This is a genomic window from Affinundibacterium danionis (assembly GCF_042432465.1).
GTDB lineage: Bacteria > Pseudomonadota > Gammaproteobacteria > Burkholderiales > Burkholderiaceae_D > Undibacterium > Undibacterium danionis.
This window is the reverse complement of the sequence record NZ_JBHLXJ010000002.1, coordinates 119,713-140,815: the sequence shown is the minus strand read 5'-3', so window position 1 is coordinate 140,815 and position 21,103 is coordinate 119,713. Positions and strand designations below refer to the sequence as shown.

Annotated in this window: 14 protein-coding genes and 1 pseudogene; 7 read left to right on the top strand and 8 right to left on the bottom strand. The window is 45.5% G+C overall.

All coding sequences use genetic code 11. The features are described 5' to 3' along the window. Positions 1–170 precede the first annotated feature (170 nt). From rpsO to acs, 4 genes are all read right to left on the bottom strand, one after another. Positions 171–440 (bottom strand): 30S ribosomal protein S15, encoded by a 270-nt coding sequence (gene rpsO, locus ACFFJH_RS00630; RefSeq protein WP_390209342.1) that lies wholly within the window; start codon positions 438–440, stop codon positions 171–173. 228 nt (positions 441–668) lie between these two features. Next, positions 669–2,207, bottom strand: a complete 1,539-nt coding sequence (locus ACFFJH_RS00625; protein WP_390209341.1) for a 2-isopropylmalate synthase — start codon at positions 2,205–2,207, stop codon at positions 669–671. 348 nt (positions 2,208–2,555) lie between these two features. After that, positions 2,556–3,419: a CDP-diacylglycerol--serine O-phosphatidyltransferase gene (pssA, locus tag ACFFJH_RS00620; protein WP_390209340.1), complete on the bottom strand. Its 864-nt coding sequence runs from the start codon at positions 3,417–3,419 to the stop codon at positions 2,556–2,558. A 331-nt stretch (positions 3,420–3,750) separates the two neighbouring features. Then, complete coding sequence (acs, locus tag ACFFJH_RS00615; RefSeq protein ID WP_390209339.1) at positions 3,751–5,730, bottom strand: acetate--CoA ligase; 1,980 nt, start codon at positions 5,728–5,730, stop codon at positions 3,751–3,753. 412 nt (positions 5,731–6,142) lie between these two features. Here acs and ACFFJH_RS00610 point away from each other — a divergent pair, with 412 nt between their 5' ends. From ACFFJH_RS00610 to ACFFJH_RS00595, 4 genes are all read left to right on the top strand, one after another. Then, positions 6,143–6,760, top strand: coding sequence for a TIGR00645 family protein (locus ACFFJH_RS00610; RefSeq protein WP_390209338.1), 618 nt, complete (start codon positions 6,143–6,145; stop codon positions 6,758–6,760). 35 nt (positions 6,761–6,795) lie between these two features. Beyond that, positions 6,796–8,325, top strand: a complete 1,530-nt coding sequence (locus ACFFJH_RS00605; protein ID WP_390209337.1) for a fumarate hydratase — start codon at positions 6,796–6,798, stop codon at positions 8,323–8,325. Beyond that, positions 8,318–9,202 (top strand): glutamate racemase, encoded by an 885-nt coding sequence (gene murI, locus ACFFJH_RS00600; RefSeq protein WP_390209336.1) that lies wholly within the window; start codon positions 8,318–8,320, stop codon positions 9,200–9,202. Before ACFFJH_RS00605 ends, murI begins: the two co-directional genes overlap by 8 nt. Before the next feature lie 172 nt (positions 9,203–9,374). Continuing rightward, positions 9,375–9,602: a hypothetical protein gene (locus ACFFJH_RS00595; protein WP_390209335.1), complete on the top strand. Its 228-nt coding sequence runs from the start codon at positions 9,375–9,377 to the stop codon at positions 9,600–9,602. A gap of 83 nt (positions 9,603–9,685) precedes the next feature. Here the strand turns inward: ACFFJH_RS00595 and ACFFJH_RS00590 are convergent, their stop codons facing one another. Then, the gene (locus tag ACFFJH_RS00590) at positions 9,686–10,879 is read right to left on the bottom strand and encodes an amino acid aminotransferase (RefSeq protein ID WP_390209334.1); all 1,194 of its coding nucleotides are present in this window, start codon (positions 10,877–10,879) and stop codon (positions 9,686–9,688) included. A gap of 658 nt (positions 10,880–11,537) precedes the next feature. Here ACFFJH_RS00590 and ACFFJH_RS00585 point away from each other — a divergent pair. Then, a pseudogene (locus ACFFJH_RS00585) lies at positions 11,538–11,891 on the top strand (DUF1428 domain-containing protein). Positions 11,892–11,911: 20 nt separating this feature from the next. Next, positions 11,912–12,385 (top strand): VOC family protein, encoded by a 474-nt coding sequence (locus ACFFJH_RS00580; protein WP_390209333.1) that lies wholly within the window; start codon positions 11,912–11,914, stop codon positions 12,383–12,385. A gap of 127 nt (positions 12,386–12,512) precedes the next feature. Here ACFFJH_RS00580 and ACFFJH_RS00575 read toward each other — a convergent pair whose 3' ends face one another. The 3 genes from ACFFJH_RS00575 to ACFFJH_RS00565 form a co-directional block, all read right to left on the bottom strand. Next, the gene (locus ACFFJH_RS00575) at positions 12,513–15,626 is read right to left on the bottom strand and encodes an efflux RND transporter permease subunit (protein ID WP_390209332.1); all 3,114 of its coding nucleotides are present in this window, start codon (positions 15,624–15,626) and stop codon (positions 12,513–12,515) included. Positions 15,627–15,635: 9 nt separating this feature from the next. Then, positions 15,636–16,841, bottom strand: coding sequence for an efflux RND transporter periplasmic adaptor subunit (locus ACFFJH_RS00570; protein ID WP_390209330.1), 1,206 nt, complete (start codon positions 16,839–16,841; stop codon positions 15,636–15,638). Positions 16,842–17,251: 410 nt separating this feature from the next. Continuing rightward, on the bottom strand, positions 17,252–18,208 hold the full coding sequence (locus ACFFJH_RS00565; protein ID WP_390209329.1) for a sulfite exporter TauE/SafE family protein: 957 nt from the start codon (positions 18,206–18,208) through the stop codon (positions 17,252–17,254). A gap of 305 nt (positions 18,209–18,513) precedes the next feature. On the opposite strand from ACFFJH_RS00565, the gene ACFFJH_RS00560 reads away from it, so the two are divergent. Further along, complete coding sequence (locus ACFFJH_RS00560; RefSeq protein ID WP_390209327.1) at positions 18,514–21,012, top strand: sensor histidine kinase; 2,499 nt, start codon at positions 18,514–18,516, stop codon at positions 21,010–21,012. Positions 21,013–21,103: the final 91 nt, after the last annotated feature.

Here is a 21,103-nt window from a genome sequence, read left to right as displayed (position 1 = left end):
ACATTTCACATCTAAATATTTTCGCAAAATGATCGCTTTCACTTCCAACTACGCCACAATTTTAAGCAAATTATGACGACTTAAAGGCAAAAAGCCTGCGACAGCAAAACTGACGCAGGCTTTTTACTTTAATTCTTTGCTAGGCTCAGCAAAATATTCTGACGAATAGATTACTTACGCAAGCCGAGTTTTTCGATCAATGAACGATAACGGTTCAAATCTTTCTTTTTCAAGTAAGACAACAAACTCTTACGACGGTTAACCATCATAATCAAACCACGACGTGAGTGGTGATCTTTAGTGTGAGCTTTGAAGTGACCGTTTAAGTCATTGATACGTGCAGTCAACAAAGCAACTTGCACTTCTGGTGAACCTGTGTCGTTTTGACCACGGGCATTATCCGCAACGATGGCGGCTTTTGCACTTTTTTCGATAGACATCTTATTTCCTTTACATGCGATATCAAGAGTAAGGCTTTACACCAAGACCTTCAATATCGTGAAATTACATTAATAAATCCCATCAAAACTTGATGAGACCGCGACTATAGCATGAAAAACAGGGGAAACTCAAGGCAAGATGTAAAATGACTCCTTTGCACGAAGCATACGAACGAAATCACTTCACCCCATCGATTCAACAAATCATCGCAATTCAACAAATCATCATCAAATCTGCGGATTCAGCTTCTCAACCTTAGAATACAATTTATTCAATGCCGAAATATAAGCCTTGGCGGAAGCCACTACGATATCAGGATCAGCACCCACGCCATTGACGATACGCCCTGCTTTACTCAATCGTATTGTCACCTCCCCTTGCGATTGCGTACCCGCTGTAATCGCATTAATCGAGAATAGCAACAACTCTGCTTCACTCTTCACTTCTGATTCAATCGCATTTACAATCGCGTCTACAGCACCATTACCTTGCGCAATGCAGGATTTTTCGCGATCACCAATCGTCATCACTACCACCGCTGACGAGCGCTCACCCGTTTCGGAATGCTGACTAATAGAAACCAAGCGATAATGATCAGCGTCGTGCGAATGTTCCTCTTCCGCGACCACAGCCATAATATCTTCATCAAAGATTTCCGCTTTTTTATCTGCCAAATCTTTAAATCTTGCAAATGCTGCATTCACCTCAGTTTCAGACTCCAATGCGATGCCTAATTCTTGCAAACGTTGTTTGAATGCGTTACGGCCAGAGAGTTTACCGAGAACGATTTTATTGGCGCTCCAACCGACGTCTTCTGCGCGCATAATTTCATAGGTATTACGCGCCTTCAAAATACCATCTTGATGAATGCCTGAGGCATGTGCAAATGCATTGGCACCAACGATCGCTTTGTTTGGCTGCACTGCAAAGCCAGTAATTTGCGATACCATTTTTGAAGTTGCCACAATCTGTGTGGTATCAATACCGATATCGAGATTGAAGTGATCTTTGCGGGTACGTACAGCCATCACGATTTCTTCGAGCGCGGTATTACCAGCACGCTCACCAAGGCCGTTAATCGTACACTCCACCTGACGCGCTCCACCGATCATTACACCCGCCAAGGAATTGGCCACAGCCATTCCCAAATCGTTATGACAATGAACCGACCAAATTGCCTTATCTGAATTCGGTATGGTCTCGCGCAAACGTTTTAAGGTATTGCCGTACAACTCAGGTACGCCATAGCCAACGGTATCAGCAAAGTTGATTGTCGTTGCGCCCTCTTTAATTACGGCTTCGATGACGCGACAGAGAAAATCAAAATCAGAACGACTCGCGTCTTCTGGGCTAAATTCCACATCATCCGTAAATTGACGCGCAAAGCGCACGGCTTGAATAGCTTGCTCAAGCACTTGATCAGGACTCATGCGCAATTTCATTTCCATATGCAATGGTGAGGTTGCGATGAAGGTGTGAATACGTTTGCGTTGCGCTTTTTCAAGCGCCTCAGCAGCACGAGAAATATCTCTATCATTGGCACGAGAAAGTGAGCAAATAATTGGTTCACGCACCGCTGCGGCAATCGCCTTAATCGATTCAAAATCGCCAGGAGAGGCGGCAGCAAATCCTGCTTCAATTACATCGACTTTCAACCGCTCCAATTGACGCGCAATCCTGACTTTTTCGTCGCGCGTCATTGATGCACCAGGGGATTGTTCGCCATCACGCAAAGTTGTATCGAAAATGATGAGTTTGTCTGCCATGTTTGCCTCCAAGAAGTCCAAAATAAAATAGATGAAATTTGTACGAAGAATCGAGTAAAACTCGTTGACTTGAATAGACCTTTCCCGCCCCTTGCAAAACGCACACGGGTGAGAGACTACTCAAGTTGTGGGGTAATGGGATTTAGCGCGCGAGCGCTAGTAGCGTGTTCGCTAGAGATAAAGCTAGTAGAGATGCCAAGATAGCGGCAACTGGCAATGCCAACGACAAAAGCAGACCGGAGCGATCTGCTTTAATGAATGCCTTTTGAGCATTAAATGTCGTGGATGGGAATGTCATGCAAAAGACTATAAGCGGGATTGCACAAAAGCGCAAGAGATCTTCCTCAATTATTTCTTAAGGTCGCCCGACTCATCGCCGTGCGACTCAGCAGTTAATTGCACCAAGCTCACAGGACGCCCCTTGCGCCAGCGCCAAAGTAACAACACGTAACCCGACATCGCATAAATCACAAATAAACCGAACAAAACTTTTGGCGGATCACTCACGACCGCCACATACGCCAAAACAATTAAAAAAGGCGCAATGAAAGGCACGGAGCGCTTTAAATTCACGTCTTTAAAACTATAAAATGGGACATTCGTCACCATCGTCAAACCAGCGAATAAAGCGACAGTCCAAGCAAACCAACGCACGTCGCCCCCCGGAATCGCAAGATCATCCATTAGAAGAATAAATCCAGCCACCAATGCTGCCGCCGCAGGACTGGGCAAGCCTTGAAAATATCGCTTATCAACCACCGTAATATTCGCGTTAAATCGCGCCAATCGCAAAGCAGCGCCTGCGCAGTAAACGAAAGCGGCCAGCCAGCCCCATTTTCCCATGCCTTTCAATGCCCACTCATAGGCGATCAAAGCTGGCGCCACACCAAACGACACCATATCCGACAAACTATCGTATTGCGCACCAAACTCACTTTGCGTGTTGGTCATGCGAGCTACCCGACCATCGAGACTATCCAACACCATGGCGGCAAATATCGCCAATCCAGAATGTTCGAATTTTTGATTCATCGCCATGACGATAGCGTAAAAACCGCAAAACAAAGCCGCCGTGGTAAATGCATTAGGCAGTAGATAGATACCGCGCGAAGGCTTACGCGGCGCGCCGAGCGGCTCACCGTTATTTTTTCTCGCACCACGTGGGAACAACTTAAAACTACCTTTGGGCTTGCGATTTTTTGCTGAACTCATACTGAATTATTAAGAGAATAGAGGAAATGACGGTTGGAATTACAATATGAATTTCACTTTCCAGTGACTACAAAACAAGCACGCAAGATTCCAAACCGTAAAAAGATGCGGCCAAGTATAACCGTGAAATGCCGTTCAGAAAACTGTTTCACCAATTAAACGCCTCTCTATCGCTGAGGTTCTACCTTCACTTCTGTTGGATTCAGTGCGTATTTCAAATGGAATCTAAAACGCCTGCATAGCAAGTAAATCTCAACTATTTTCGGCAGAACCAAAACAAAAAGGCTTTGCCGTTAGACAAAGCCTTTTTATTCATTCAAACGAAAACAACTTATTGCGCTTGCTTCAATTGTTCAAGAATCGCTGGATTTTCCAAAGTCGATACGTCTTGGGTAATTTCTTCACCTTTGGCTAATACGCGCAACAAGCGACGCATGATTTTGCCGGAACGTGTTTTAGGTAAATTATCACCGAAGCGAATTTCTTTTGGTTTGGCAATCGGGCCAATTTCCTTCGCCACCCAATTACGCAACTCCAAGGCGATTTGCTTGGCTTCGTCGCCAGTTGGTCGACTACGTTTCAATACCACGAATGCGCAAATTGCCTCGCCCGTCGTATCATCTGGTTTGCCAACCACAGCAGCCTCCGCCACCAAAGGATTCGCGACCAAAGCCGATTCGATTTCCATAGTGCCCATGCGATGACCAGACACATTCAACACGTCATCAATACGACCCGTAATCGTGAAATAGCCCGTTTCTTTATTGCGAATAGCACCATCACCCGCGAGATAAGTTTTACCGCCCAATTCTTCTGGGAAATAACTCTTCTTGAAGCGATCAGTATCACCCCAGATATTACGTATCATCGAAGGCCATGGACGTTTGACGACCAAAATACCGCCCTGCCCGTTTGGCAAATCTGCACCTGTTTCATCAACAATTGCCGCCATAATGCCAGGCAATGGCAAAGTACATGAGCCTGGCACCAACGGTGTCGCACCCGGCAGTGGCGTAATCATGTGACCACCGGTTTCGGTTTGCCAGAAGGTGTCGACGATAGGGCATTTTTCACCACCAATATTACGGTAGTACCACATCCAAGCTTCTGGATTGATAGGCTCACCAACAGAACCCAGTAATCGTAAGGAGGTCAGATCATATTTATTAGGATGAATTGCCGCATCACCATCCGCAGCTTTAATTAAAGAACGAATCGCAGTTGGTGCGGTATAGAAAATCGATGCTTTGTGCTTCTGTATCATGTCCCAGAAACGACCAGCATTTGGGTAAGTTGGAATACCTTCAAATACGATTTCAGTCGTGCCCATCGCTAATGGACCATAGGTGATATACGTATGGCCTGTGACCCAACCAATATCGGCGGTACACCAGAATATGTCGCTAGGCTTCACATCAAAGGTCCACTTCATGGTGAGCATTGCCCACAACAAGTAGCCACCCGAAGAATGCTGCACCCCTTTTGGCTTACCGGTGGAGCCAGATGTGTACAAAATAAATAAAGGATGATCAGCATTGACCCACTCAGGCTCGCACTCAGTGGCTTGATTTGCGACCAGATCATGCATCCATAGGTCACGTGCTGGATTGAATGGAGCGTTACCACCAGTACGCTTATAAACAATTACTTTCGCAACTTTTTCGCAATCGCCCAAGCCTAAAGCTTCGTCGACGATTGCTTTCAATGGCAATTGTTTGCCGCCACGGACTTGTTCGTCGGCAGTGATAACTATGCTCGCACCAACGTCCACAATCCGCTCTTGTAGAGATTTTGCAGAGAAACCGCCAAACACCACAGAATGCGTTGCACCAATGCGGGCACAGGCTTGCATCGCAACGACGCCTTCGACTGACATTGGCATGTAGATGACCACGCGATCATCTTTTTTAACGCCTAAAGAGTGCAGACCATTGGCAAACTGACAGACTTTCGCATGCAGATCTTTGTAACTGACCTTGGTGACTTCACCACCATCCGCTTCAAAAATGATCGCAATCTTATCGCCCAAACCTTTTTGGATATTAACGTCGAGGCAGTTGTAGGATACATTCAACAAGCCATCGTCGAACCACTTGTACAAAGGCGCATTAGATTCGTCTAATGTAGTGGTGAATGGTTTATGCCAATGCAGATTTTCGCGCGCTAATTTAGCCCAAAATCCTTCGTAATCATTGGCGGCTTCAACACAGAGTGCGTTGTACGCATCCATGCCAGAGATCGCGGCGTTTGCAACAAAATTCGCCGGTGGGGGGAACACACGTGATTCAGTCTTTACTTCTTGATCCGACATAATTGTCTCCATGCTGTTGTGAATATCAAAAAAGTTCGAATTGCCGCAACGAAAAATGTATAGACAATCGCAATCTAAGGATTGACGAATATTTGCTGATTCGCCTTCAAGCCTTTTTGATATTCACCACTTATTATCTTTTGACGTTGATTCTAAGGCTAGCAGTCCAAAAAAGCTATTTTTTAGTGAGTGGTATTACACCCCAATTGGGACTTCCGCGACAGGTTTAACTTGATTTAGCACAATAAAACCGCAATTAGCGTTAGCCGCAGACATTGCACCTTCATCGGTGTAAAATGCGGGCAAATTTTGCATCCACTTTGAAGTCGGATTTAAACTCAGATTTAAATTCCGCTTTAAAGAAAAATGGAATGCAAAAAGTGAATTACTTATAGCTTAGAAAAGGCCTCGAATGTCGCAAGCAACTCATACTGAAGAACCGCAAAAACTCTCCGCTCTATCCAAGTTTATTTTCGCAAGTCGCTGGTTGCAGTTACCACTTTATCTTGGTTTGATTTTGGCGCAGTGCGTCTATGTTTATCATTTTTGGGTTGAACTAGTTGATCTGATCCGTGCCGCTATGGGCGATGGTGTTGCCTTACAACATTTATTAGACGCAGTTTCAGTCGCTGGCTCAGACGCAGTACGTCCAACCAAACTCAATGAGACTACGATCATGCTCGTAGTTTTGGGCTTGATCGACGTCGTCATGATTTCAAACTTACTTATTATGGTAATCGTTGGTGGTTACGAAACATTTGTGTCACGTCTAGGCTTACAAAACCACCCCGATCAACCTGAATGGTTATCTCATGTCAATGCAACGGTTTTAAAAGTTAAATTAGCGATGGCGATTATCGGCATCTCATCCATCCACTTATTAAAAACCTTCATCAATGTGAAGTCTTATGAAGCCAAAGAGCTGATAGCACAAACCATTATTCACGTAGTGTTCTTATTATCTGCATTAGCGATTGCTTATTGCGATCAACTCATGTCGAAGACACATCAGCAGGCACAAAAACACTAATTTTTTTCATTCATTCCTTAGCCAAGAGCAAAAAAATGACAACCACTACGACCATTATTAAGCAAGACGACCTCATTGAATCCGTCGCCGCCGCTTTGCAATACATCAGCTACTACCATCCTGCTGACTACATCGCGCATTTGGCACGAGCTTATGAAATAGAACAAAGCCCTGCGGCAAAAGACGCGATTGCACAAATTTTAACCAATTCGCGCATGTGTGCGGAAGGTAAACGTCCTATTTGCCAAGACACTGGTATTGTGAATGTGTTCTTGAAAATTGGTATGGGTGTGCGCTTTGAAGGCTTCTCAGGTTCGATTATCGATGCGGTGAACGAAGGTGTACGTCGTGGTTATGCCTATTCAGAGAACGTATTACGTGCATCTATCGTCGCAGATCCTCAATTTGATCGCAAAAATACCAAAGACAATACGCCAGCGGTAGTTCATATGGAGCTGGTTCCTGGTAATACCGTGGACGTACAACTCGCAGCAAAAGGCGGCGGTTCAGAAAACAAAACCAAGTTCGTAATGTTGAATCCATCTGACTCCCTAGTTGATTGGGTCATGAAAACTGTACCGACCATGGGTGCTGGCTGGTGCCCACCAGGTATGCTTGGCATCGGTATCGGTGGCACTGCGGAAAAAGCGATGTTGATGGCGAAGGAATCCTTAATGGAAGACATCGACATGCATGAACTCAAATTGCGCGGGCCTCAAAATAAGACTGAAGAACTGCGTATCGAATTGTGCGACAAAATCAATGCACTCGGTATCGGTGCGCAAGGCTTGGGCGGTTTGACCACTGTGCTCGACGTCAAAATCAATATGTACCCGACGCACGCGGCATCGAAACCAGTTGCCATGATTCCTAACTGCGCGGCGACACGTCATGCGCATTTTGTACTCGACGGTTCTGGTCCAAGCTACATGGAACCACCATCATTGTCCAACTGGCCCGATGTACATTGGGTCGCCGACACTGAAAAATCCAAACGCATTGATTTAAATACCTTAACCAAAGAAGAAGTCACGTCTTGGAAGCCTGGTCAAACTTTGTTATTGAACGGCAAGATGCTGACGGGTCGCGATGCGGCACACAAGCGCATTCAAGACATGCTGGCGAAAGGTGAACAACTGCCGGTTGATTTCACTAATCGCGTTATTTACTATGTTGGTCCGGTTGATCCTGTGCGTGATGAAGCAGTTGGTCCAGCTGGCCCAACCACTGCAACGCGTATGGATAAATTCACCGACATGATGTTGGAAAAGACAGGTTTAATTTCCATGATCGGTAAAGCGGAACGCGGTCCAGCGGCGATTGAATCGATCAAGAATCATAAGTCTGCCTACCTAATGGCAGTCGGCGGCGCGGCTTACTTAGTATCAAAGGCGATCAAGACTGCCAAAGTGGTTGGCTTTGCCGATCTTGGTATGGAAGCGATCTACGAGTTTGACGTGGTCGATATGCCAGTCACCGTTGCGGTTGATTCGAACGGTACCTCCGTTCACAATACCGGTCCGAAAGAATGGCAAGCAAAAATTGGAATTATTCCCGTTGCCTAATACTCAAAATAAACTAAACACACCAAGCCTCCAAGCTGAACACAAGCACGCCGACAGCAATGCGCCTGTCGGCGTGTTTGACTCTGGCATCGGTGGCCTATCGGTACTCAAACATCTGCGTGAACAATTACCGTTTGAGGATTTCATATATGTTGCCGACATGGCTTACGCGCCATATGGTGAGCGCAGCAATGAGGAATTGATTGCACGTAGTATCAAGATTACTGATTTCTTTCTTAGCATGGGAATCAAAGCCTTGGTAATTGCCTGCAATACCGCAACCGCTGCAGCTGTAAAAGTTCTACGCCAACGACATCCAGAACTGATTATTATCGGTATGGAACCGGGAATAAAACCAGCAGCAGCTCGGAGTGAAAGCAAGATTGTCGGCGTGCTTGCAACAAAAAGCACTTTACTAAGCGAAAAATTCAACCAACTTAGTCAACAACTTAGTCAAGAAACACAGACGCAGTTTATTCCTCAAGCTTGTATCGGCCTAGTAAACCAAATTGAATTAGGTGACTTACATTCTGAAAAAATTCTTGAATTACTAAGGCTTTATGTATGGCCTCTGCTGGAACAAGGGGTCGATACCTTAGTCCTCGGATGCACTCACTATCCCTTTGTCTCAGCGCAAATAAACCAAGTCATCAACGAATTTTTCTTACCTGAAAAAAGAAATATTCACATAATTGATACTGGAGACGCGGTCGCGCGCCGACTTAAGCAACTCTTACAACAGGAGAACTTGTTACGTGATTACCAACAAGGCGTGCTGGTTGCCTATACGACGGGAAAACTAGAAATGCTACTTCGTGGCCTCAGTTTTGACATGCAAAATAAAGGCATGCTAGAAGCACACCAAATTCAAATTTAAATCAACAAATAATAATTATAAATTACCTACACACATAAACTTTATTTTGATACCATATTCCTCGGCAAAGGTTATTTTAGTTTCATTAACCCTGCCAAACTGCACTAAAAATATCTCAATCAATTAGAACCTTGATGAGACAAACTTAGATTGACAATTACAAGGAGTCAAAATGAAAGCTTTAAAAAAAGCATTATTAAGTTTAGGTTTAGGTGTAACTGTTTTAATGGCAACTATCGGAAGTGCGTTTGCCTACCCACCATATGGTACAGTTTATGAATGGTTGATTGAATGCCGTGGCGGTAGCGAAGCATCCTGTGTCAAAGTAGATCGTTACGGTGGTTACTACGGCATAAACCGTTATACAGATCCAGCCACATTGCCAGACCCATGGGGTTAAGCCGAACAGGCTAAGGACTATCGTCCGAGAATAAAAAAACCGCCGATAAAGATCAGCGGTTTTTACTTTATGCAAGGGAAACTTTAAGCCAGAACTGCCGCCATCGCCTCTGCCGTTGCTTCTACATTGCGTGTATTTAAACCAGCCACACACATACGACCAGAACGCACCAAATACACCGCGAATTCTTCTTTTAGACGATCACACTGCGCTGCGGTCAAACCGGTATAACTAAACATACCGCGCTGCGTAAGGAAATAGCTGAAATCACGACCAGGTACTTTGGCAACCAAAACATCATGCAAAGCTTTACGCATTGCTTGAATACGATCACGCATCGCCACCACTTCCGCTTCCCACATTGGGCGCAGCTCTGGGTCAGTCAATACGGTTGCAACTAGCTGGCCGCCATGCATAGGTGGATTGGAATAGTTACGACGAATGATCGCTTTCATCTGCCCCAATACATTCACAGCCTGCGCTGCATCTGGACAAACTACACTCAATGCACCACAGCGCTCACCGTACAAACTCATGCTCTTAGAGAAGGAATTCGCGACAAAGAAACTCAAGCCTTGATCGGCCAACAAACGAATTGCAAATGCATCTTCTTGGATACCATCACCATAACCTTGGTAGGCTAAATCCAAGAAAGGAATCAGATTGCGCTCTTTGAATACCGGCACCAATTGTTCCCACTGCGCTTGTGTCAAATCTACGCCAGTTGGGTTATGGCAGCAGGCATGCAGGAGAACCACTGATTTTTCTTCGGCTTGTTTGAAGCTCGCCAGCATTTCGTCGAAACGCAAACCACCTGTTTCAGAATTGTAGTAAGGATAGGTCTTAACTGGTAAGCCAGAACCTTCAAATACCGCACGGTGATTATCCCAAGTAGGGTCACTAACCAACATTGTGGTATCAGGGAAATAACGCTTAATAAAATCCGCACCTACTTTCAGACCGCCGCTAGACCCAACAGTTTGCAAAGTCACGACACGGCCTTCTTTCACCGCAGGACGATCGGCACCAAACAACAAATGTTGTACCGCTGTACGGAAATTAGCTGCACCTTCCATCGGCAAGTAAGGACGTGCACCAGCCGCTTCAACCACTTTCAATTCAGCAGCACGAACCGATGGCAGCATAGGAATCTTGCCGTTATCGTCAAAATAAATCCCAATCGACAAATTAATCTTGTTTGGGCGGGTATCTTTACCGAACGCTTCATTCAAGGAGAGGATAGGATCGCCTGCATAGGCTTCGACGTGCTGAAACATGTTAAAACTCCAATGTGAGAAAAATCATAAACAAACAAAAAAAACGTTAAGGGAGTAAAGCTTTTTGGTGTGAATTGAAAAACAAACCACAAGCGACTCAACCAAAATCCGACTATTCGTTAGTTTGCATAACTTGAATATCTGAGCAGATCAAGCTGATAAATGCATAAAAACGCATAAAAATGCATAAACACGACACAGCGATCATGCAAGCAACTTTTTAAGTGCCGATAAATAAGTCTCAGTGCAAGGGGAAAATGATGTTTTCCAAGAAGTTTGCGCCCATGTTATGAGCCAAAACAGCAAAAAAGACGAATAAAGCAAGATTTCACGAAGCGCATATTTTGACACAATATCTGCTCAATAAGCGCTCTAGTCTTAGCATTTTTTCGATATAAGGAAAGAACCAAGAAGAACATAAGTCATTAATAATGCACCATTCATGCACAATATCAGGCACATTTTTTATATTTGCCTTGCTTGATCTAATTGAGGTATTTACACTCGAATTCTCAAGTACTTTTACAAGGTCAGGATAAGTCTGAGGCAAGCGCACTCAAAGTTTCCCACCAAAGAACCGCAGTAAAAGATCGTCATTGGCTTTTTGTCATACTTTCGAGCATATTGTAGATTTTCCTCTTTTTAGGAGGCTGGCATCATGAATTACATAGACGGTTTCATTATTCCTGTCCCTACGGCCAGCCGCGAAATGTATAAGGCCTACGCAGAAAAATCTGGCGCTCTTTTTAAAGAATTTGGAGTCATCAGTATAGTCGAATGTTAGGGTGATGACGTGCAGCCAGGAAAACTCACTTCATTCCCACAAGCGGTGATCTGCCAAGAAGATGAGACTGTAGTGTTTTCATGGATGACTTGGCCATCCAAAGAAGTGCGCGATGCCGCTTGGGAGAAAATAATGGCCGACCCACGCTTTGCACAAGAAACACTACCCATGCCCTTTGACGGCAAACGCTTGGTCTACGGCGGCTTCGAAAAACTAGTAGAGCTCTAAAAAACTTACAAGGAAATCCTATGAAAAAAATTATGCCGTGCCTGTGGTTTAACTTTAATGCAGAAGAAGCAGTTGATTTCTATCTGAGCATTTTTGAAAGCGGCCAAATTCTAGATGTATCTCGTTATGGAGATGCCGTTCCCGAACTGGAAGGCAAAGTACTGACGATGCGTTTTGAATTAGAAGGACAAGAATTTTTAGCGTTAAATGCGGGGCCTCAATTCCCGTTCACTGAAGCGATATCATTGTTTGTCGATTGCGAAACACAAGAAGAAGTTGACCATTATTGGGAAAAATTATCTCAAGATGGCGTACCCGGGCGTTGCGCATGGCTAAAAGATAAATTTGGATTATCATGGCAAATCGTACCACGTAGCTTAGTCACCATGTTACAAGATGACGATGCAGAACGCTCTGCTCGTGTGATGAAAGCAATGATGGCAATGGGTAAAATTGACGTCGCAGTATTAGAAGCCGCTTACAAGGGCGACTAAAATATAAAACCTCGTTACTACCAACATCAAAACAAAAACGAGTATGGTTTAGAATAAAAAGGCTGGCAAATGTGACTTCACATTTGCCAGCCTTTTTTATGGATAAAGATTTTTTAGTTAGCGATATTTATTTGGATTTTTTGAACAAGCGTTTCATCCAATGTTCGAAATCATCTACATAAGTAAACACCGCTGGCACCACCAACAGACTCAGCAAGGTTGAGGTAATCAAACCGCCAATAACGGCAATCGCCATAGGTGAACGGAAACTAGGATCAGCGCCCCAGCCCAATGCTAATGGCATCATGCCAGCGCCCATTGCAATCGTAGTCATGATAATTGGGCGACTACGTTTATGACAAGCATCGACTAACGCAGCAAATCGGTCCATGCCCGCGCTACGCGCAATAATGGCGTAATCAACCAACAAAATCGAATTCTTAGTCACAATACCCATCAGCATAATCAAGCCTATCATGGACGGCATAGATAAAGCCCGCCCAGTAATTAATAGTGCGACGAAAGCACCACCAATACTCAATGGTAAAGCAGCCAAGATCGTGGCAGGTTGTAAGAAGTCTTTAAATAGTAAAACCAACACGCCGTAAATACACAAGACACCGATCAACATAGCGATACCAAAACTAGCAAACAAGGCCTGCATTTCTTGCGCATCCCCTAACTCCGCGATACTGACTGACGGTGGTAAATTTTTCATAGTCGGCAAAGCACGCGCTTCCTCATTGACTTCCCCTAATTGTCGCCCACCAAGCTCAACATCCAAGGTCACATTACGACTGCGGTTAAGTCTGTCGATTTGCGCAGGGCCAGATTCCATACTCACGCTCGCAACACTACCAATCATTACAGGACCATTTTTACCCGGCACCGTCAAACGTTCGATTGAAGCCAGATCGGCGCGCACATAATCGGGCAACTTGACGCGTATCGGTACCTGACGCTGCGCCAGATTCATTTTGGAGAGCGCCATATCATAATCACCAGCGGTAGCGACGCGCACAGTCTCGCCTATGCTCTCTGCGGTAACGCCAAGATCTGCCGCTTTGGCAGAATCAGGGCGAACAATGATTTCAGGACGCACCAAAGAAGCACTTGAACTAACATTACCTATGCCTTTTAAAGTACGTAATTCACGTTCAACTTTACGTGCAGTTTCTAACAAGCTGACCGCATCTTCGCTCTTCAAGACGAGCTGTAATTTCACCCCTGTATCTAAAGGACCGACAGAAAATTTGGCGCCTGCAATATCACTCATTTTAGTGCGTATCAAATTATCTAAATCTGACATCGATTCTTTGCGCTTATCGCGATGTACAGCGCTCACCGTTAGTACGGCACGACGCGCTTCAGCGGCCGCACCTGGCGCAAATGCATCACCGCTAGATCCACCACCGATAGAACTAAAGACGCTGCTAATTCCTTTCACGGTCATAATCGCTAAGCGTGCGCGTTCTGCAATATCACTCGTTTCGGACAAAGTGCTGCCGGGTGGCAGTTCAATATTGACCTGTGTTTGCGCTCTGTCTGAAGGAGGCACAAAACCCGTCGGTAACAGGCCAACCAAAGCAATCGAAGCGATAAAAAATACTGCCGCAGAAATAACGGTAACGAGACGATGGCGCAAACACCATTGCATCGTTGCCATATATCGCTGCATCATCCAACTGTCTGGTTTTTCATGGACATTTCCGGTGGCATCTTTTTTGGGCGCTTTCAAAATATACGCAGCCATCATCGGTGTTAATAAACGCGCTACCACCAAAGAGGCTAAAATCGCAATCACCGCGGTCCAACCAAACTGTTTAAAGAACAGTCCAGGCACGCCGCCCATAAACGCCGTAGGCAAAAACACCGCAACCAAAGCAAAGGTAGTCGCAATTACCGCCATACCAATTTCATCTGCGGCTTCGGTCGCCGCCTCCATCGGCGTTTTACCCATTTGTAAATGGCGCGCAATATTTTCAATCTCGACAATCGCATCATCGACTAAGACGCCTACGACTAAGGCCAAAGATAAGAGGGTCACGGTATTGAGCGTGTAGCCAAAATATTTAAGCCCGAGGAAAGTTGGAATCACAGACAGTGGTAAGGCAGCAGCCGCCACAATGGTAGAACGCCAGTCGCGCAAAAACCACCACACTACCAATACAGCCAACAATGCGCCCTCATACAGCAACTCCATAGAGCCTTTGAAGTTTTCTTCTACCGGTTGCGCGTTATCAATTGCATGTTGAAACACGTATTTTGGATACGCTTTTTTTAGTTCCTCTATGGCAGCACGTGTACCTGTCGCCACATCGACTTCAGATGCGCCTTTGGTACGGAATATTTCAAATCCAACCACCGATTTGCCATTGAACGTCGCGCGCGAGCGAGGTTCACTTACAGTATCTGTCACACTAGCTACTTGATCTAAACGTATATGACGCCCATCGGGAAGTGGAATGTCCATGCTTCCCAATTCTTCCGCGGTCTTGACCGTTGCAATAGTGCGCACCGCTTGCTCGGCACCGCTGACATCGCCTCGACCACCTGGAGCTTCCTTTTGTACGATTTTTAAACGACGCGAGACATCGAGCGCTGAGACATTCAATGCCGACATTTTGTTAGCGTCCAACTCAACACGGATTTCGCGATTAACGCCGCCCATACGCTTCACCGCGCCAACACCGGGCACACTGCGCAAACGTTTGGATACCGTATTGTCCACGAACCAACTCAGGTCTTGCACATCGGGCGTGGTATTGTCACCAACGACTGAAGATGAGTCTTTGCTGGGTGGTGCGGCCTCAATGGTGTAAGTCAAAATCACACGACCGGCTGTCGACATTTTGGTGACCGTAGGATCACGCATCTCGCTGGGCAAATCGGCACGCACTGTTGCAACCGCATCACGTACTTCATTCACCGCATCCGATAAAACTTTTTCCAGTATGAACTCCACCGTGATGTTGACATTACCGTCAAGCACGTTGGTATAGACATTTTTGACGCCTTGCAAACTAGCGACAGCATCTTCGATTTTTCGAGCTACTTCTGTTTCTAATTGTGCTGGCGCTGCGCCTGGCAAACTAGCGTTGACCGTCACCAAAGGCAATTCAATATCAGGAAAATCCTGCACGATGGTACTGCGGAACGACAAAATACCCGCCAAGGTCAGCAGGGCAAACAGCATAATTGCAGGAATAGGATTTTTAATAGAAAGCGTAGAAAAATTCATCGTACGCCCCTATTTCTTCGCAGCCGGGGCTGCGGGGGCTGCACCAACAGCCGCTGACGGCGCAACCAGCTTTACCAGATCACCATCATTCAAAAATCCTACACCACTTGCTGCGATTTGAGTGCCGGCATTGATGCCACTGAGAACTTCTATCTGTTCGCTGCCATTAACTTGCATACGACGCCCCGTTTGAATTTTTACCTGAGTTACGCGTTGATCAGGATTCAGTTTAAACACATAACTAAACCCATCACGCACCACGACTGCTTGCTGTGGAATCGTGATTGCCTGAGAGCTGCCTAATAAAAATTCTCCGCGCGCAAACATACCCGGCTTAAACGCAGCCGCCGTTTTATCTTTAGGTAAAATCAGATCGACATACACCAAGCCTGCACGATTAGTCACGTCCACCGTTGGTGCCACCATGCGCACTTTGCCCTGCGTTTGTTCTCCATTCGGCGCCATTACGGTCGCTGTCATACCCGCGGTTAACTTACTTAAATCAGCGGAAGTCACTTCAGCACGCCATTCCAAACGGCCTTGACGTATCATGCGAAACAATTCAGCGCCATTACCGAGTACCGCACCGACCGTGGCCATTCGAGCGGAAATAACGCCGGCATCCGGGGCGACGACTTGGGTATATTTCAGACGCAATTGCTGTACATCGAGACTGGCTTTTGCCGCTGCAACTCTGGCTTTCGCCGTTTGCTCTGCCGTCAAATACTGTCCTATTTGTTGTTTACTAATCGCGCCACTGGCTTGCAAACCGCGCGCTCTATCCGCATTCGCAATCGAATCAAGCGCAGTTGCTTCAGCTTCAGCCAAAGCCGCTTTAGCTTGTGCCAAATCAGCGCGCACGGCTTCACTATCAAAGCTGGCTAATACCTGACCACGTTTCACCACGTCGCCCACATTCACCATAAGCTCCGTAATACGCAAGCCGCTTGATTGCGATCCTATGGTCGCTTCCTGCCACGCCGCGACACTGCCATTCGCGACTAGCTTAGTCGCCATTTGCCCGCTACCTACTTGCGTTGCTGTCACTGTCAAAGAGGGTTTTGCTGTGCTAGTTGGTGTACTAGTTGATGTACTAGTAGCAGCGCTAGCCTTGGCACTCGCAGCCGATTGCGCCTGCGCTGGCATGATCGTCGCAAAAAGACTAATCAACAAAAAACTTAAGCTAGTATTGACGGGGATATACATCTGTTTCATCTTTGTATTTCCTTCAGAGATTTAAAAAAATAGTGTAGAAGCTAGCAGAACGAAATGACCGAACAAACTCATTTATCTATCGCACGAATTCTTAAAGCTAGCCAGGTAAACCTAGCAAATTTAGCCAAGAAGTATAAACGTAAAGTCAAGCAAGCGCCGCCATTTCGTCCGAAAAAAAACCTCCATATCAATGGACCTAAATCTGTATTTAGATAAAGTAAGGTGTAGTCAAAATTAGTGACCACAAAAAAACGCATCACGTATTGCTACGTAATGCGCATCTGGCACCGAGTATGAGACAGGGCATGACCCCAATACTTCAAGCGCTGTATGAAGGTTACATGAGCGTGATGAAAGCGAACGAAACTTTAAAGCTTACCTACCAAGCCAAACAAAACCATAAAGCAAGATCATTGTCGTTCACTCCAGGCCGCTCTCAACAAAGTCATTGCCACGATCAAGACCACGGCCAACACGATCCAACGCACAAATTCCAAAGGCAGAGACTTCACTACGTAAGCCGCCAGCAAAACCGCAGGGACACCTCCAATCGCAATTCCAAGCGCAGCAGATGGCAGATATTTTCCATTCCGAAAAAATCCCATGCTACTAATGGGCATCAAGAATGCACAGGAGCCCATCATGATAGGAAATGCCGCCAAAGGACTCATACCTAGCAGGCTCACCAAGATCATGCATGGCGCATACAAACCAATTCCTAAAGGCATTAATACACCGAGTAAGAGATTTCCAATCACCCCCACCCACCATTTCCAGCCACTCAAAGATAAAGCATCGAGACCTGCCGGTAAAACGCCCTGCATCGATAAAAACATAATCGTCGCAGCGATTAATAAAGCGAGGCCCATACCAATACGAATTTGAAAACGGGGCAAGCGCCCTACCATCTTGGTGCCAATCACCGCACCTATACCTGCCGCCAATATCATGGGCAATAAAGTCTCAGGTGCGACTTGAACAATTTGAATAAAAATCAGTGCTTGCGTGATGGTGCCCAGTGTATGTCCAACATTTAAGGTACCGGGTATCAATTCATCTGGTACTAACTTAAAAATTCTGAACAAGGCGGTACTCGGAGCGAATGAACCTATCCCTAAAGTATCAAAGAAATCAGTGATGGCACCGATCACGATCTCCACGGGTTTAGGCCAATTCCATGCCTCCCCGTTCTCACGCATATGACGTAATCGCTTCACCCACATCGCAATGAAAAGTAGCGCTAACAAAGCAAAAACTACCAATAAAGACTGACTTAAGGACTGACTTAAATTAACACTACGCACATCACAAGCTGTCAGAAGAATAGATAGAACAGCTGTATAGCAAATACCTCTGATTATTTTCATGTGTCACCTAAGTCTAAGGTCCCGTTAGCAACTGGTTTTACAGTGTAGTTTTTACGGCGTAGTTAAATGAAAAATTGGCGAATAAATTTAAACATATTCAAACATATTTAAATGCATTTAAATATATTTATAAAATATGTAAAAGTATCCTCTGTGTTCATCGAGCAAAGCAAGCATTTTTCGGTATTTTTCTTAATTCAACAACAGTCCAACTAATTAGAAATCCTAAACATAGCGTTCTCCTCAATAAAGCAAAAAAATACGCGTAGAATCAATTCTGTCTCCAGCCGAAGTTCAAAGCCACGATGAATTCCCGGACCAGCCCCTCACCAAGTGACCGCCTAGCGAATACGCTGATGCTAGGCTTGATATTTATCACCTTATTGGCGCTCTACGCCAATGAAAATTGGATGCCCCGCCGCATCACAATTAATGCACAGTCTGACTACATCATCACGGGAATTGATGACAGAGCAGAAGGTGGACACAGCATTGCCAAGTTACGTAAAGATGATCAAGGCATACATTTAGATTGCAATATCCATGCCGGTTATCAATGGCCATTTTGCGAAATAGAAATTCGCTTAAATCGGCTTACTAGTTCAAATCAATTACTAGGATCAGAGTCGGACAAGGGCAGCAATACTGCGATTCAAGGTTTAGACTTAACTCAGTTTGACTCTCTCAACATAAAGCTCCGTAGTGATGGGCCAGAAGGCAGCCATCCAGTCCGTGTGTTCCTACGCAACTACAACCCAGCCTATTCCAAAGCGAGTTTAGGTAGCAGCTTAAAACCGCATGAAATTGTGTACGATCCCAATCAAGCGATAAGCATAGCCAACTTTAAACTCAGCCAATTTATGGTGGCCTCTTGGTGGACGCAGGAAAACCCCACCAGCATCGATCATATTGGCCCAGAGCTGGACAATGTCATCGCACTGAGCTTCACGACTGCTGGCAATGTCACACCCGGCGCGCACCGTATTACCTTAGAATCGGTCGAATTTGTAGGCTTATGGATTTCTGCGGAAAACTTTAGGCTAGGAATCATTTTCATCTGGATCATTGCCTTCCTTAGCTATCTCACACTCGCATGGCGCAGATCAAAATTAGATTTACTAGAATCAAACAAACTCAGAGAAGCCTTAAAGCATGCGAACGAGATTTTAGAAATACGGGTAGAGGAACGAACCCGTGCCTTGGCAAGTAGTAATTCACATTTAATAGAAACGCTACAAAACCTAGAAGGCACGCGACACGAATTAGTACAAAACGAAAAAAATGCAGCACTCGGTGCCTTAGTCTCTGGCGTCGCACATGAGTTAAATACGCCGATAGGGAATGCGCTGTTAGTCAGCAGCACCTTATCCGACAAGATCAAAGAACTAGAATTCGCCAGTGAGAATAAATTCACGCGTAAAGCGTTGCAAGATTTCCTCACCGAATCTTACCGAGGCACTGCGATATTGCAGCAAAATCTGGAGCGCGCAGCCTCCTTGATTAGCAGTTTTAAACAATTGTCGGCAGACCAGCACTCGGAACAAAGAAGAGAGTTTTCACTAATCAATGTGGTCGATGAGACCCGACTGGCGATGTTGCCTAGCATAGCGCAGACCCAGCATATTTTTCAATGTGACGTCGATGCCGCAATTACGATGCACGCCTATCCGGGTCCACTCAGTCAGATTTTAATCAATCTAATCAATAATGCGCTCTTGCATGCGTTTGAAGGTATTCCACAAGGGCATATGCTATTGACCGCTAAGTTAGTCGATGACGATAAAGTAGAAATTATTTTCAGTGACAATGGTAACGGCATCCCCGCCACCGTGCTGCGTCGCGTGTTTGAACCCTTTTTCACGACTAAATTAGGGAAAGGTGGAAGTGGTTTGGGTATGCATCTAGCGCATACCGTAGTGACACAAGTATTTGGTGGGAAAATTGATATCGAATCAGTGCCAGGCGAAGGTACCAGCATACGCATGGTCTTACCTCTGATTGCGCCCGATCTCGATCAGAGCGTAATAAAAGTTGGTGCGCCTAAAGATGTCGTGAAAGACTATCAGTTATTTTTAGATGGGAGAGCCGTCACTTCCATCACTGACTTTTCTGGACATCATAGCCGTCGCGATGTCGTTGAATTCGCATTCTTCATCTGTGCTTTACAGACCGCTTTACCTGAAGCCAACTACAAAATCATCGCGATCGATAGCTATGCCAACGGTTTAGAGCAATTGCGCACCTCCTCAATCACGACGCTCGCCACCACATGCTGGCAATCAGATTTAGGAACCTATACTGAAGAAATCTATCAATCTGAAGCGATAATCGCCGATGGAAAATCCTTAGTAGGCATCTATACCTACCCACAGAATCAACATGCCCTTGCTTGCAAAACTCTTAATGACTTGCGGCAATTGCGCTTTGTTTCCAATCGTGACTGGAGTGCGGATTGGAATACCTTGGAACGACTTGGCATCATGCACTGCCTCGATGTAAAAACTTGGCGTCAAATGGTCTATATGGTTAGTAGCGGTGAAGTTGATGCGCTACTTGCACCGTTTAGTACAGCCCATCATATGACTATAGAATTGGACGACTGCCAACTGGTTCCCGTACCCAATCTGCGAATCGCGCTACGCGGCTCTCGCCATTTCGCCTGTGATACCAGCGCACACGGGAAAATGATCGCAGACAAAGTTTTTCCAGAATTACAAACGCAAGTACAAAACGGTCGATTCGAACTCGCACTTCAACAATGCGGCTTTTTTAATGCAGCAACCGAGCATTGGACTATTCTTTAACTAGCGTCTCAAGATTAAACTACTTAGTTTGTACTGAGTTGGGTGATCAATCAGCTACAACAAAGATCAAAAAAAGTCCCTGCAATCAATT